The following is a 13,830-nucleotide window of genomic DNA, read 5'->3' on the forward strand; positions in this document are numbered from 1 at the left end:
GCTGCGCCCCACTCGCTGCAAACCGGGTGGCTCCCTGACGATTTTTCTTGTTGCTCCTCCGGGCTCGATCTCGCCACTAATCCTTTCGCTCTTCATGCCGTTCCGCATCGAACGCTTGCCTTCCTCTCGCTAGCCATAGGTTCCGAGCATGTTCGCCTTCATGGCTCTGCAGTTTGGCGGCGATCCAAAGCAGCGCTCCGTAGATGGTGGTGCGATCGTCATTGGTGAGTTCGACGATACCTGCCTTGACGACGAGCCCGCCAAGCTCGATGAGCTGCCGTGTGCGCTTGCGACGCTCGACCTGCCATGTCCTCATGTCACTGCGAGCCAGAACCGCTTGAAGTCGATTGTAGGCTGCCGGCTTGCGCTGGATCGCTGCGAGGGTTGCGCTGAGATGCCGGAGCAGTTCGCCGGGACCGGCTCTCGAAAAACATCACTCCACGCTTGGCCCATGCCTCACGTTTTGCGGCGTCTTTCGTCTCGGTGATTGCGACAAGCGCACCGGCCAGTTCGTCGGTGCTGAGCTGATCGGCGCCGATGGCGATCACCAGCTCGCCAAGTTGCTGCACCTTCCGCGTTTTGAGTTCTCGCGCTTTGTCTTCCAGCGCCTTCAGTTCGGCGTCGAAGTCTCGTGGTTTGCGCATGGCTGTCTCCATCAATTGTAGATGCGGCGATGATAGGGGAGCGCTTGCCAAAAGGCTTCAGGGTTGCCGAGACAGCCCGGGACGGGCTGGTCCATCCCGAGATTTTTTCGAGGGAGGGCGCGCTTATACGTCGTGCCGACGTGGGCTTTGCCGTGCAAATGATTTGGTCGCGATGGCGATCTATCATCTTCACGTCAAGGTCATTGGCCGCAAGGTCGGGAGCAGCGCTGTGGCCTCTGCTGCCTACCGCTCGGCCTCACGGCTGCGCGACGCGCGGATCGAACGCAGCCATGACTTCTCGGCCAAGCGCGGCGTCGTCCATTCCGAGGTGATGCTGCCGGAGAATGCGCCGGAGGCCTGGCGCGACCGCGAACGCCTGTGGAACGACGTCGAGGCCTTCGAGGTGCGCAAGGATGCGCAGCTTGCCCGCGAGGTGGAGTTTGCCCTGCCGCGTGAACTCAGCCAGGCGCAAGGCATCGAACTGGCGCGCGACTTCGTGCAGGCCGAATTTGTCAGCCGAGGTATGGTTGCCGATCTCAATGTGCACTGGGACAGGGCAGAGGATGGCAGTCCCAAACCTCATGCTCATGTCATGCTCACCATGCGGTCCGTGGACGAGAACGGTTTTGGTGCCAAGGTTCGAGACTGGAACAGTACCGAGCTGGTCGAGCGCTGGCGCGAGCGGTGGGCGGAACTGGCCAATGAACGTCTGGCCGAACTCGACATCGACGCGCGCATCGATCATCGCAGTCTGGAAGCGCAGGGCATTGCCCTGGAGCCGCAGACGCAGATTGGTGCACCGGCTCAACGCATCGAGGGCGGTGGCCTTGCTGCTGGCGACAGTGAAGCAGATCGCGCCGAACTGCATCGCGAGATCGCGCGCAACAATGGTGCGCGCATCATTGCCGATCCCTCCGTGGCGCTCGACGCCATCACCTATCAGCAATCGACCTTCACCCGAAAAGACATGGCGAAGTTTGCGCATCGCCACAGCGACGGAGTGGAGCAGTTCAACGCGGTGGTGGCAGCCATCAGCAACGCACCCGATCTGGTCGAACTCGGCAAGGACCGGCGCGGCGAAGGCCGTTTCACCACAAGGCAGATGATCGAGACCGAAAAGCGCCTTCACCGCGCGGCGGAACGCATTGATTTGGACGAGCGACACGCGGTAAGTAACGCACATCGCGAGGCAGCACTGGCGCGGGCTGCGCAACGCGGCCTTATCCTGTCAGGCGAGCAGACCGATGCACTGGATCACATCACGAATGGTCGCGGTCTTGGTCTCGTCGTCGGCTTTGCCGGAACGGGCAAGAGCGCCATGCTGGGCGTTGCGCGCCAGGCATGGGCAGCGGCGGGCTACGAGGTTCGAGGCGCGGCACTCTCTGGTATTGCCGCCGAGAATCTGGAAGGCGGTTCAGGCATCCCGTCACGCACCATCGCCAGTATGGAGCACAGCTGGGGACAGGACCGTGATCTGCTCACCGCGCGTGATGTCCTGGTGATCGACGAAGCCGGCATGGTCGGCACGCGCCAGTTGGAGCGCGTGCTTTCCCATGCGGCGGACGTTGGCGCAAAAGTTGTCCTCGTCGGCGATCCACAGCAGCTGCAGGCAATCGAAGCCGGCGCTGCATTCCGCTCTCTCCACGAGCGACACGGCGGCGTCGAAATTGGTCAGGTGCGCCGGCAGCGCGAGGACTGGCAGCGCGATGCCACGCGCGATCTGGCAACCGGCAGGATCGGTGCCGCGATCAGCGCTTACGACGCGCAAGGCATGGTGCATCAGGCTGCAACGCGCGAGGAAGCGCGAGGTGAACTCGTCGAGCGCTGGGATCGCGACAGGCAGGCGCATCCAGAGGCCAGCCGGATCATCCTCACCCACACAAACGACCAGGTGCGCGCGCTGAACCAAGCAGCGCGCGAGCGCATGCGCATTGCCGGCGATCTCGGCGACGAGGTTCAGGTGACTGTCGAACATGGCCCAAGAAACTTCGCCAAGGGCGATCGCGTCATGTTCCTACGCAACGAGCGTGGCCTCGGCGTCAAGAACGGCACGCTCGGCGTGATCGAAGAGGTCAGCTCACAGAGCATGACCGTGCGCACCGATGATGGCAGGTCGGTGCGCTTTGACATGAAGGACTATGCCCATATCGACCACGGCTATGCCGCGACCATTCACAAGGCGCAGGGCATGACCGTCGACCGCACCCATGTCCTGGCGACGCCGGGCATGGATGCGCATGGCAGCTACGTTGCCTTGTCGCGGCATCGAGACGGGATGGACCTGCATTACGGTGGCGACGACTTCAGTACGCGGGAGCGGCTGGACCGCACCCTGTCACGTGACCGCGCCAAGGACATGGCTTCGGATTACGAAGCAGGTCGACCCGGCACAACACTATGCCGAGCGGCGCGGCATTACATTCCGCGAGCGTGTGGTCGAGATCGTGCGTCGGATCGTTCCGGAGACGCTGCGCGACAGGATCGGCGGGTTGCTGGACGGCTTGCGCTCGCCCGGAGACGATGAGCCCAGCCAGGAACGTGGACCTGGGCCGGGAAGGGAAAATGTTGGGGCGCGGATCGGAGATGCAGGCCCGACGGCCGAAAGGAAAACTCCCGCCACTGGAGTGCTGCGCGACACGAATGTGCCGGTGGACGCGGAAGCGGCGTTGCGCAGTGCTCGCACGAAGGCGCTTGTGCGTCACGCGCGTGCGCTCGACGCGATCCTCAGTACTGGAAATGCGGACGGGCAGGGCAGTCCCGACCAGATGCGCGAATTGAGGGATGCCCGCAGCGCGTTCGAAAAGGTTCGGCCGCATGGCTGGCGCGATGCCGAAGCGGCCTATGTGAAAAATCCAGAACTTGTCCGCGAGGCGGGCGTCGGCCGCGTCAGTCGCGTCGTGCTTGCTCTCCAGCTTGAGACGGAAATCCGCACCGGACTGGACATCGATCCCGGCCGCCGTGCCGATCGTTTCGTGGAACGTTGGCAAAAACTGGAAAGGACAAGCCAGCGCCAATACCAGGCCGGCGACATGTCCGGCTACAAGTCAACGCGCTCGGCCATGTCCGACATGGCCAAAAGCCTTGCACGCGATCCGCAGCTTGAATCGCTCCTCGCCAATCGCAAGCGCGAGCTGGGCCTTCACGTCGATTCCGGCCGCCGACTCGGGGCGGAACTCGCATTCAGCCATGGCGTCGGCAGGGGACGGGGCCTCGGGCTTTGAAACCCTCCGATTTGCCACCGTTTCCACGCCCCAGATCGACGCGATGACAAATCTGATTGCGCGGCGACCTTGGGTTGTCCTGTCTGTTTCCAGCAGGTGCCAAATGCTCTCAGCGAAAGGCAAGGCAGCCATGCCTGAACTGGATCGTATCATTCGCCTTAAGACCGTCCTCGCGCGGACCGGCTTGTCCCGCTCGACGATGTACCGAAAAATCGGCGAAGGCACGTTCCCGGCCCAGGTCAAGATCAGCTTACACGGTGCGGGATGGAGGGAGTCCGACATCAATCGGTGGGTCGCTGATCCTGTCTCATGGCACACAAGTGCATCACGAAAATACAGCGACTAGTGGCGGTAGAGTGGCACGTTGCGCCCATCGTTGAACAGTCCTCTCTGATGTTCGACGACTGAGAATAGCCGGAAGCGGACTTGCGGCTTGGAATGTGAGAAGCGGACGTTCAGGCGCCCCCATGCATCGACGCGATCTGACCCATCTCGGAAGTCGGGCGTGGATAGACTCCACGCCAGATTACCAATACATTCCCACATGCTGGGTTTTCTGAAAGTATTCGAACCCAACGCCGCCTTGCCGCGATTCTGGCTGCCGATGTCGTTGGCTTTTCGCGCCTCATGGAGCACGACGAGGCTGGCACACTGGCCGCTCTCAAAGCGCGGCGGCGCGATGTTCTGGTTCCATTGGTTGCCCAGCACCACGGCCGCGTGGTCAAGGTGATGGGCGACGGTGTGCTGGTGGAATTTGGCAGTGCGGTTGATGCCGTCCAATGCGCCGTCGAATTACAGAGGGGTTTTGCCGGGGCCAACGAGAGCGTGGCGGAGGCCTACCGCATCGTCCTGCGTATCGGCATCAATCTGGGCGACGTCATCGTCGAGGGCAGTGATCTCTATGGCGACGGTGTCAACGTGGCCGCGCGGCTGGAGGGTCTGGCTGAGCCCGGCGGCATCTACGTCTCCGCCTCCGTGCACGATCATGTCACCGGCAAGCTGGCATTGGCGTTCGATGATCTGGGCGAGCAAACACTCAAGAACATTGCAAAGCCAGTGCGGGTTTATCGCGCCGGAACAGGCGGGACCGGCAGACGTGCGGCGCAACCCGCGGCTGCACTCCCGAAAAAACCCTCGATTGCGGTCCTGCCCTTTGCGAATATGAGCGGCGATCCCGAGCAGGAGTACTTTTCCGACGGCATCACCGAGGACATTATCACCGACCTTTCGAAAGCGTCCGGACTCTCCGTCGTCGCGCGCAATACCGTCTTTACCTTCAAGGGCAAGGCGGTATTGATCGAGGAGGTGGCGAAGAAGCTGAATGTCGCCTACGTCCTGGAAGGAAGTGTACGCAAGGCTGGAGGGCGAGTGCGTATCACGGCTCAGCTAATCAATGGTCGTGGCGGTGACCATATCTGGGCCGAGCGGTATGACCGGACGCTGGACGATATCTTTGCCCTTCAGGACGAGATATCCAAAAGCATTGTCGACGTGCTCAAAGTGAAGCTGTTGCCCGAAGAACTGGCGACAATTACAAACCGCTCGACCGACAACCCAGAGGCTTACGAGACGTTGTTGATGGGCAGGTCGTTCCTCAATAGGGGAGTCGAGACCAAGTTTATCAAAACAGCGCAGCGACTGTTTGCCAGAGCTGTTGAAATTGACCCAAATTATGCGCGCGCTTATGCCGCTTTGGCTGATTGTGAGTGGCTTCTGTTGACTTGCAACGATCCCGAAGCCAGCTTCGAGGCAGTCCTTTCCAACAGCACACGGGCGCTGGAACTTGAGCCAGGTCTCGCCGACGCCCACGCATCACGCGGCGGGGCCTTGTTCGTAAATGGCCGGTATGCCGAGGCGGAAGTGGAGTTCGAGCGAGCTTTAGAGTTAGACGCCAGTTCTTCCGATACCTATTTCTCTTACGGCCGGAATTGTTTCATTCAAGGTCAATACGAGAAAGCTGCCGCGCTGTACCAGCGTGCCGTATCGTTGTCACCCGATGACTATCGGGTCTGGACCAATCTAAATATGGTCTATGTTTCACTTGGCCGCAGCGACGACGCCAAGGAAGCAGCAAGGCAAGGTGTGCTGGGAGTGGAAAAGGAAGTCAAAGCGCATCCCGACAATGCCACCGCGCTATGTTACGGCGCCTCAATGCTGGCGGAAATTGGCGAGATTGAACGCGCGCTGTCGTGGGTCTCCCGTGCTGAAATGTTCGCCGGAGACAACATTGCGGTTCAGTACAACATAGGCTGTTTTTATGCGAGGCTGGGCAAGGCGGAACAGGCTATCGATTGCCTGGAACGTCAGATAACTGCATCACATGCCTACCTCATTTTGCGCATGCCTTGGATGCGTCAGGATAGCGACCTCGACTCGCTCCGCTCTCATCCCCGTTATGTCGCGCTTGTCAATCGGATGGGGGCCCAAATAGCCGCGACTGGGGCTCGAATATCAGCAGGCCACGAGGAGAGTGAAGCAATGACCCTGAATATGATGCCCAGAAAATGAGTTGGTTGAGGGCAGGTCCGTTCCAGGCGCAACTACAAGCGCAGTCGCCGGTAATGTCCGCTGTCAGGTGGTGGCACAACTAACTTTAACGGCCGACATGGGGCGCATTGCTGACATTGATTGAGAACGGATAATCCTAAAGGCGCCTGTAGATGCCGCCTTCGTCTAAGTGTTCGCGGTACCGCGTGACAAGCGCACACCAGGGCCACCGCCATTCTCTGGAATGAATTCCATTCCGGCTGCTTCGAGCGATAGCTTCAGCGCTTGCAGGATTGATTCAGATGCTGGTTTCAAACCACGTTCGAACTGCGCGATCGTCCTCAAACTTACCTTGGATAGATCCGCCAGTTCCTGTTGAGAAATGTCGAGAAGCCCACGGGCCGCGCGAACTTGGGCCGCACTTACCTTCATTGTTCAAATGCCCTGTTGCACAAAAAGTGCAAATATGCTTGTTTTAGGTAACGGCCGTTGGAGGTGGTTCCCCGCTTCCAACAGTCTAACCACGCCCACGCTTTGCGGAGCTCGGATCATGGCTGATTCCGACAATAACACGACTTTGCCTTTCGTCACCCGCAGGAAGGTGCTTGCGGGAACAGCAACCGCAATGGCGGCGACGCAGGCTACATCGTTTGCTCGCATCGACTTGGAGGGTGATGACGCCACTGATCCTGCGGTGGCGGTGTGGAAACGATGGCAGGCGGCTTGGGAAGAGGCTGAACGGCTTTGCAATCAGCAGCAGCGGCTGGAGAGGGTACTTATCGAGACCGTTGGTTTCCCTTGGACTACAGTGAAGTTATCCGACGGCGAGAGCGTGACGGTTCACTCTCTTGGAGCCCTCCAGGAATTGCTGGGTGTTCGTCCGGCTAACACAGTGGCCCGCACCCAAGCTGAAGCTGAAATCGTAGCCAATCAGGCGCGCTGGGATGCCGCCGCTAGGGAGATCGGTTATTCGACAGCTTTACTTGCTGAGCGCGAAGCTGGCGAGCGGGCGAAGGAATTACTCGAAGCCTTATCCCAAGTTCCTGCAACGTCGCTCGCCGGTATAGCCGCCAAGCTAAATGCAGCGCTTAGGGAAGGGGAATATTCGCTACATGACAGTGAGCCCCCGTGGCCACAGATCCGCTCGGCCTTAGACGATATAACTCGGATTAGAGAGCAGAAAGTCTCGAGCTGAACTTCGGCAATAAGGTGCCGAAATCGCGATCCTTCGTCGGTTTGGTGATCTTCGCGGAGGCTTACCGAGACAAACTCTCTACATATGGAGCGACTGATGCAGTTCCGAAAAGCATTTGCGGAGCCAGGGCGCCGCAGCCTCTCCAACGCACCGGTAAACCATGGAATCGAGAGTGGCCCGCACCCTGCTGATCAATATGTGGGCCGGCAGATCGCCGCGGTTCGCGTGCAGTCGGACGTATCGCAGGCCCAGCTTGCCCGATCTATAGGCATCAGTTTTCAGCAGCTTCAAAAATATGAGAACGCGAGAAACCGCGTGAGCGCTTCCATGCTCTACGAGATCGCTAGTTCACTAGGTGTTCCGGTCGGCCGCTTCTTCGAAGGCCTGCCGGGCAATGAGACCGATCGTGATCCTCCTCCGCTGCCGGTCGACGAACGCATCAATTTTATTGCCAGCGCGGAAGGTCGACGCCTGATTGAAAGGCTTGTGCATCTCCATCCGCGAGTGCGAGGTCGGGTGTCGTCTTTAATCGCAGCATTAGGAGAGGAACTGGCAGTCATCGACCCAAAGCAGGAGAGCGCAAGGTCCAGCGGACCCATGCCGGTCGAATGCAGGCCGGCTTGACCGGCAGTTATGGCAAAGCTCAACGAGTTCCCTTCGACGGCTGGAATGGCGAAGTTCGCGCTGTCGCTTCGATCCGCACCGCCAAGGAGGGGATGGTCGAGCGAGTGTTTCACGAAGAGACCTCGACAACGGCTACATCGCCGCAGGCCGGGAGAAAGTGGCCCTGTTGTTGCCTATGGCGATGATGGGAGCGTTGCATGAAAAAGCTTCCGAACGCATCCCAAGTTCCTGCCATAGGCTTCCCAGCAGCACGGCTGCAGCCCGTGCGATCTAGCTTCGCCAGTTCGGCGACTATCCGATTTCCGCGCCGAAGGGTCCCAAGTGCACGATCGACGGGTTGTGCCCCTTTTATCGCCGGTCGTGTTAGTGATGCTCGGCTTCGTGAAGTCGGCACGACACAGACGCGATGGTGGATTGCTGCGCGAAACCGCCCCAGCGGTAGCGCCGGAGGAGCTTCGCACAGCCATGCTTAAGTTTGTCGAAGCACTCGCCATCGCCGATGCCAGAGGCGATCATCTAAAATCCGTCGGCGCTTCCGCTGACGGAAATGCTGCCATGGATGCAGATCGCTGCAAGAAGAAGGCTTCCGACACATGAGGCGGGCCGCTGTCTACGCACGCTTTTCGACCGAGCTGCAGAACGAAAAATCCACTGAAGACCAGATTGCGCTGTGCCGTGCTTACGCAGCGCGCAACGGTCTGGCTATCGTTGCGGTCTACGAGGACAAGGCGCGCTCCGGCTCATCTATATTGGGTCGCGACGCGCTGATGCGCCTGATGGAAGCTGCGGGCCAGAACGCGTTCGACATCGTCGTCGTCGAGGCGCTCGATCGCCTATCGCGCGACATGGCGGATCTCGCAGGTCTTCACAAACGTCTCTCGTTTCTCGACATTGAAATCCAGGCTGTTCATGACGGTATCGCCGATGCGGTGCTTATTGGTATTCGTGGACTTGTCGGTCAGATGCAGAGGGAGGATGGCGCAAAGAAAGTCCGTAGGGGTATGGCTGGAGTCGTCCGTGATGGACGTCATGCCGGAGGCCGGGCCTATGGCTATCGACCGGTCTTGGGCCATCCTGGCGAACTCGAGATCGTCCAAGAGGAGGCAGACGTTATCCGGCGTATCTTTGCCGCTTATTCGGCCGGTCGCGCTCCACGTGACCTGGCCGGTGACCTCAACCGGGATGGGATAGCGCCACCGCGAGGGATACGGTGGAACGGTTCCACCATCAACGGAAATGCACAGCGCGGCGTAGGTCTGCTCTTCAACGAGCTCTATGTCGGTCGGATCGTCTGGAACAAGGTCCGAATGGTGAAGAACCCCGATACTGGCAAGCGTGTCTCCAGGCCAAATCCAAAGGACCAATGGCAGACGAAAGAAGTTGCGCATTTGCGCATCATCGAAGACGAAACTTGGCACAAGGCGCAGGCTCGCAAAGCAATGAGGGTGAACGCAACCTCTCATGTCAAGCGTCGGCCAGCTCACCTGTTGTCCGGCCTGCTCCGCTGCGGCGTTTGCGGTTCAGGTCTGTCGGTTCACGATCGTGATAAGACAGGCAAGACGCGTATTCGGTGCTCGGCAGTTCGAGAAAGCGGGAGCTGCTCCAATCGGCGCATCATCTATCTGCCCGAGATCGAAAAGGCGGTCCTTGATGGCATGCGCGACCAACTGAAAGCTCCCGACCTCATCGAGGCATACATCCGCAGATACAACCAAGAGCGCCGAGAATTGTCCGCCCAGGCGAATGCGATGCGCACAGCGCTGCAAGGCAAGCGCGATCGGATAGAAGGCGAACGGCAGCGCACGATCGATCTTGTGATCAGGAGCGTCATTGCTGAAGAGGATGCCAAGAAGCGTATTGCAGAACTCAAGACGCAGCTTTCCGAGGTAGAGGCACAGCTCTCCGGTCTCGATGAGCCGCCGTCACCTGTAGCTCTCCACCCTGCGACCTTGCAGCGTTACATCGAAACCGTCGACGGCCTTTCAAAGGCGTTGGCCGACCACGCAACTGCTGCTGAGACCGTGGCCCGCTGATCCAAAACCTTCGAGGACTTGTTCATAGTGTCACCGTGCACCCCAAGCGGGCACGTGAGGGCTTCGAAATTGAGGTCAAGGGCAAGCTTGCCGCCCTGATAGGCGGGGCCGCATTCCCCAATGCACGGTATACTGAAAAGCCTACCGGACTAGGCAGCCGCTTCAACGCTGCCGTTACGTACGATAGTGGGTTGGAAGTGGTAGCGGGAGAACGCTACATCGCTAGACCCACTATCGAAGAGGCGTTCTTCTAACCGGCGGCACGCGGCTTAGTCGAAATTTTTCAATTTTGGCGAAGGAACCGATGTTCTCCGAAGGCAGAGGTCACAGGTTCGAATCCTGTCGGGTGCGCCAATTTAAACATAAATATCGCCTAGTTAGTCGAAGATGATTTTGGCATGTGTCCTCGCTCTTTTCGCGCGGAAGCACCGCGGAAGCACAAGAGACCGTACCAATTTCGCCGCAAACCCTCTTGTGGAAAAAATGTGAGCGAAGTCTGCTCGATGACGACGGCGACCGAAGGCCGCCCATTTCGGGACGGATAGGGTGCATCTCTCGACTTCTTGCCTCGATCGCGTCCCGAGTCTTGAACGTGCCGCCGATCGACCAATCTGACCATGTTCAACGAGTCAGCGAGGTCGAACGTGCATACCGTTTCCCGTGAAGAGCTGTACACGCGAGTGTGGTCGAAGCCGTTGATCAAGGTGGCCGCAGACTACGGGATCACCGGGACTGCGTTGAAGAAGACGTGTAGCCGCCACCGCATTCCAACGCCTCCGCTCGGCTATTGGGCGAAGCTCGAACACGGCAAGCCGGTTACGAAACCCGAGTTGCCAAAGCTGGCCGATCCACAACTTGCTCAGGTCCGAATCGTCGGCAGTATGGTGCAGCGGCTGCCAGGGAGTGTTCGATCAGCAAAGGACAGAGCACGGACGTCACTTGAACAGCAGGTGAAGCGGGCACCGAAAGCCGCCACAGGACCAACAGACTCGGAACTGCCTTTCCCTGAACTAAAGATCCTTGCAGCTACTCGACGTGCAATCTCGAAGACCCGCTCCGACGAGCAGGGTTTTGCAAATGCCCGAGGCCAAGGCGTCGTGCCGCTGACGATCGCACCAGCATCGATCAAGCGAGCCATCGAAGTCCTAAGCCAATTCGTGTTCATCGCTAAGGCGCAGGGATACCTCACAGAAGCGACGGCGAACGGCCTGGCGCTGGTGGTCGATGATGAGCTCATCACTTTCAGTCTCGAGGAGCAGTCGCAGAAGATCCAGCATGAACCCACAGCCGCGGAGCTGAAAGAGCGGGATCGGTGGGCGAGTTGGGGCAATGCCAGCCGGCCCTGGCCGAAGTATGACCACACCCCATCAGGCCGTCTGGCTATCATCATCGATGCCAACGCCTACTCCGGTCTCCGGCGGACCTATGCAGATGGCAAGACGCGGACGCTGGAGAACATGCTGCCGGAAGTGCTCGCCGGTTTCGCCGAGCACGCCGCCATGAAAAAGGAACGAAGGCGGGCAGAGGAAGCGCGCGCCCGCGCCTGGAAAGAAGCCGAAGTCCAACGCCTTCGCCGGGCGGCTTTTGAAGCACGGGAAAAACGGCGCATGGAGTTTGTGGATGCAGTCCACGAGCAGTTGGTCGAGCGCGCTAAACTGTCCTCGGTTCTATCCCACCTGGAGAACGTGGCGGCAGAAGACGCTTGTCGGGTACAGGCTATGGTCGCGTGGATGCGCCGCCGTCTCATGCAGATCGATGCCCTCATTGGCCCTAGGTTCCTCGATATCTCTTCTAGATCGGCCAAGGTGGGCTTCGAAGAGACGCGTAAGGGGTCCGAGGATGAGGAGGACGGGCACCTTGGCTACCTGCCTCCTATCGAACTCGAGTACTGGTTGATTGATGAGGAGAAGGGCCTCGCCACTGCGACTACACGCTACGATTGGATCAAGGAATCTGGATTGGGTGGAAACTGGAACGGTGATCGCGCTGCAGGACCGGCGAGGAATTCTGACTGAGACGCCAATTTCGTGAGATGCTCGCGCCGTCGCACGGCGGCTCCCTCGCCGAACAACCGCGGACAGGCGCCGGAAGCCATTACAGCTGTTGTAGTTGAATCGGCCTGGAAAGGTGCAGACCTTGCGCGGACAGGTAGCGAACACACCTGTCCGTTCGCGCGGCGTCATCAGATCAGCAGTCGCCGGCAGCAAGACCGATGGTCGGCTTCTCTTGCTGTTGTGACGCCAAATACAATTCCAAAATATAGTTTTCAAAGCATGAGGAGGTGTCTTGCTGTTTTGGCTTCGGCATCCTAATGCTTGCCGCGGGGACAAGAATGAATTTTCTAGGGTGGGTAGATCACGATCCGCGGCAGGAGGACGCAATCCTGCGTGCCCTGGGCGCTGCCAAGGGACATGATGCTCGCGATGAACTTGGTGTTGGCGCGATAAGGGACAGTTTCGCCGACCTTTTCTTTCCCGGCCTTTCTACGATCCAGCAGCGTGTGCGCTACTTTCTTTTCGTCCAGTGGTGCTGCGAAATCGCGGCGTCGCATGGCGAAGCCGATCGCGTATGGCCAGGTTGCGGGAGAGCGAAGAGACCCTCATCCATTCGCTCGAGCACCTCGGCGAGGGCCATGGCGTCATCGGGATCCTGAGCAAGGAAGATCTCAAGCGCACGCCAAGCGAAATCTACTGGAACGGTCTCCTTGTGCTCGGCATGCGTCGCACGCGCGGCAACCGCCAGCGCTGGGCTCGGCAGGCCGCGGCAAGCCGCAGCGTAGGCCGAACCGACAGTTTGGGCGAGGACGCCGCGAAAACATCAGTTGACCTCGGCTTCGATCCTGAACGCCCTCCACCCCCGAAGGGCTTTCCAGGGGTCGAGCTCGATTTCGCCCTCAACGTAGCGGAAGCTGACTTCCTGCGCTCCCGCCTTGTAAACGGCTGCGTGGATCCGGCCGGACGTGGTCACGAATACAATCTGTTCGGGACGTTCGCGCGCTATCGCCACAAGACCGATGCGCAAGCCCTCTGGGACCATCCTCGGATAAGCGGCCTCAAGGCCGAGGCGCGGGATATGGTCATGCTGGGTGCCGCTTTCGCCCAGATCATGTACGGCGCTGCAATCCTCTACAATGTCTGCGTTGCGCGCCTGATACCATCGAACGAAAGCACTGAGCGCCTGCGCTCGGCCCATGCCGCCGCCTTCCTTGGCTGGGCAGAAGCGCTAAACCCGGCGGATGTTACACTGCTCGACCGACGCATCCCGGAGCTGCAGGCCTTGGGGGCGATCACCCGTCACGGGATCGACGATCGAGCGATAGCCTTCGTCCGGCGATGGACGCAGTTGTGCGGCGAGCCGCTAAAATTGCTCGATGACCCCGCCGCGAGCCTGCTGGTGAGCAATCGGGAAGTCTACCTCAAAACGAGCAGTGGGACGTCGCGCATCCGCTCGGCCAACCAGCGCGAGCGATGGAGAGGCGAGTCTGGAAGCCAGCGGATGGATTTCCGCTGGTTTGTCGCGCGCAGCTGCCTCAACGACTTGGCAGCGCCTGCCGATGCTTGAGCCGCAGAGCCGATTGTCCTTCTACGATATCCTGCGTCCGCCAAGTGGCTTCCTACTGGATTGCC

The 13,830-nt window shown here is 59.7% G+C and carries 12 protein-coding genes and 1 pseudogene; 10 read left to right on the forward strand and 3 right to left on the reverse strand.

Features of this window, described 5'->3' with window-relative positions; all coding sequences use genetic code 11:
* Window positions 1-76: 76 nt before the first annotated feature.
* Together AC0L28_RS28740 and AC0L28_RS28745 are read right to left on the reverse strand one after the other, a co-directional pair.
* Window positions 77-316, reverse strand: coding sequence for a conjugal transfer protein TraD (locus tag AC0L28_RS28740; RefSeq protein WP_473481563.1), 240 nt, complete (start codon window positions 314-316; stop codon window positions 77-79).
* A gap of 1 nt (window position 317) precedes the next feature.
* A complete protein-coding gene (locus tag AC0L28_RS28745; RefSeq protein ID WP_473481592.1) occupies window positions 318-644 on the reverse strand; it encodes a conjugal transfer protein TraD in 327 nt (108 codons plus the stop codon).
* Window positions 645-816: 172 nt separating this feature from the next.
* Between AC0L28_RS28745 and traA the strand changes: the two are divergent.
* The 3 genes and pseudogenes from traA to AC0L28_RS28760 all read left to right on the forward strand — a co-directional run bounded on the left by traA (window position 817) and on the right by AC0L28_RS28760 (window position 6,373).
* Window positions 817-3,865, forward strand: a pseudogene (gene traA, locus AC0L28_RS28750) (Ti-type conjugative transfer relaxase TraA).
* Window positions 3,866-3,995: 130 nt separating this feature from the next.
* The gene (locus AC0L28_RS28755; RefSeq protein WP_473481593.1) at window positions 3,996-4,211 is read left to right on the forward strand and encodes a helix-turn-helix transcriptional regulator; all 216 of its coding nucleotides are present in this window, start codon (window positions 3,996-3,998) and stop codon (window positions 4,209-4,211) included.
* 218 nt (window positions 4,212-4,429) lie between these two features.
* Window positions 4,430-6,373 (forward strand): tetratricopeptide repeat protein, encoded by a 1,944-nt coding sequence (locus AC0L28_RS28760; protein WP_473481594.1) that lies wholly within the window; start codon window positions 4,430-4,432, stop codon window positions 6,371-6,373.
* A 165-nt stretch (window positions 6,374-6,538) separates the two neighbouring features.
* Here the strand turns inward: AC0L28_RS28760 and AC0L28_RS28765 are convergent, their stop codons facing one another.
* Window positions 6,539-6,784, reverse strand: a complete 246-nt coding sequence (locus tag AC0L28_RS28765) for a helix-turn-helix domain-containing protein (protein WP_473481564.1) — start codon at window positions 6,782-6,784, stop codon at window positions 6,539-6,541.
* A 118-nt stretch (window positions 6,785-6,902) separates the two neighbouring features.
* Between AC0L28_RS28765 and AC0L28_RS28770 the strand changes: the two genes are divergently transcribed.
* The 7 genes from AC0L28_RS28770 (at window position 6,903) to AC0L28_RS28800 (ending at window position 13,765) form a co-directional block, all read left to right on the forward strand.
* Window positions 6,903-7,547 carry a hypothetical protein gene (locus tag AC0L28_RS28770; RefSeq protein WP_473481565.1) on the forward strand — a complete coding sequence of 215 codons (645 nt, stop codon included), beginning with the start codon at window positions 6,903-6,905 and terminating at the stop codon, window positions 7,545-7,547.
* Window positions 7,548-7,643: 96 nt separating this feature from the next.
* Window positions 7,644-8,171 (forward strand): helix-turn-helix domain-containing protein, encoded by a 528-nt coding sequence (locus AC0L28_RS28775; RefSeq protein WP_473481566.1) that lies wholly within the window; start codon window positions 7,644-7,646, stop codon window positions 8,169-8,171.
* A gap of 414 nt (window positions 8,172-8,585) precedes the next feature.
* A complete protein-coding gene (locus tag AC0L28_RS28780; RefSeq protein WP_473481567.1) occupies window positions 8,586-8,768 on the forward strand; it encodes a hypothetical protein in 183 nt (60 codons plus the stop codon).
* Entirely contained in the window at window positions 8,765-10,204 is a 1,440-nt protein-coding gene (locus AC0L28_RS28785) for a recombinase family protein (RefSeq protein ID WP_473481568.1), read from the forward strand. The genes AC0L28_RS28780 and AC0L28_RS28785 overlap by 4 nt, the downstream gene beginning before the upstream one ends.
* Before the next feature lie 644 nt (window positions 10,205-10,848).
* Window positions 10,849-12,219, forward strand: coding sequence for a hypothetical protein (locus tag AC0L28_RS28790; protein WP_473481569.1), 1,371 nt, complete (start codon window positions 10,849-10,851; stop codon window positions 12,217-12,219).
* A gap of 317 nt (window positions 12,220-12,536) precedes the next feature.
* Window positions 12,537-12,857, forward strand: a complete 321-nt coding sequence (locus tag AC0L28_RS28795; RefSeq protein WP_473481570.1) for a DUF6361 family protein — start codon at window positions 12,537-12,539, stop codon at window positions 12,855-12,857.
* Entirely contained in the window at window positions 12,773-13,765 is a 993-nt protein-coding gene (locus tag AC0L28_RS28800) for a DUF6361 family protein (RefSeq protein ID WP_473481571.1), read from the forward strand. The genes AC0L28_RS28795 and AC0L28_RS28800 overlap by 85 nt, the downstream gene beginning before the upstream one ends.
* Window positions 13,766-13,830: the final 65 nt, after the last annotated feature.

This window comes from Mesorhizobium sp. WSM4847, assembly GCF_055811335.1.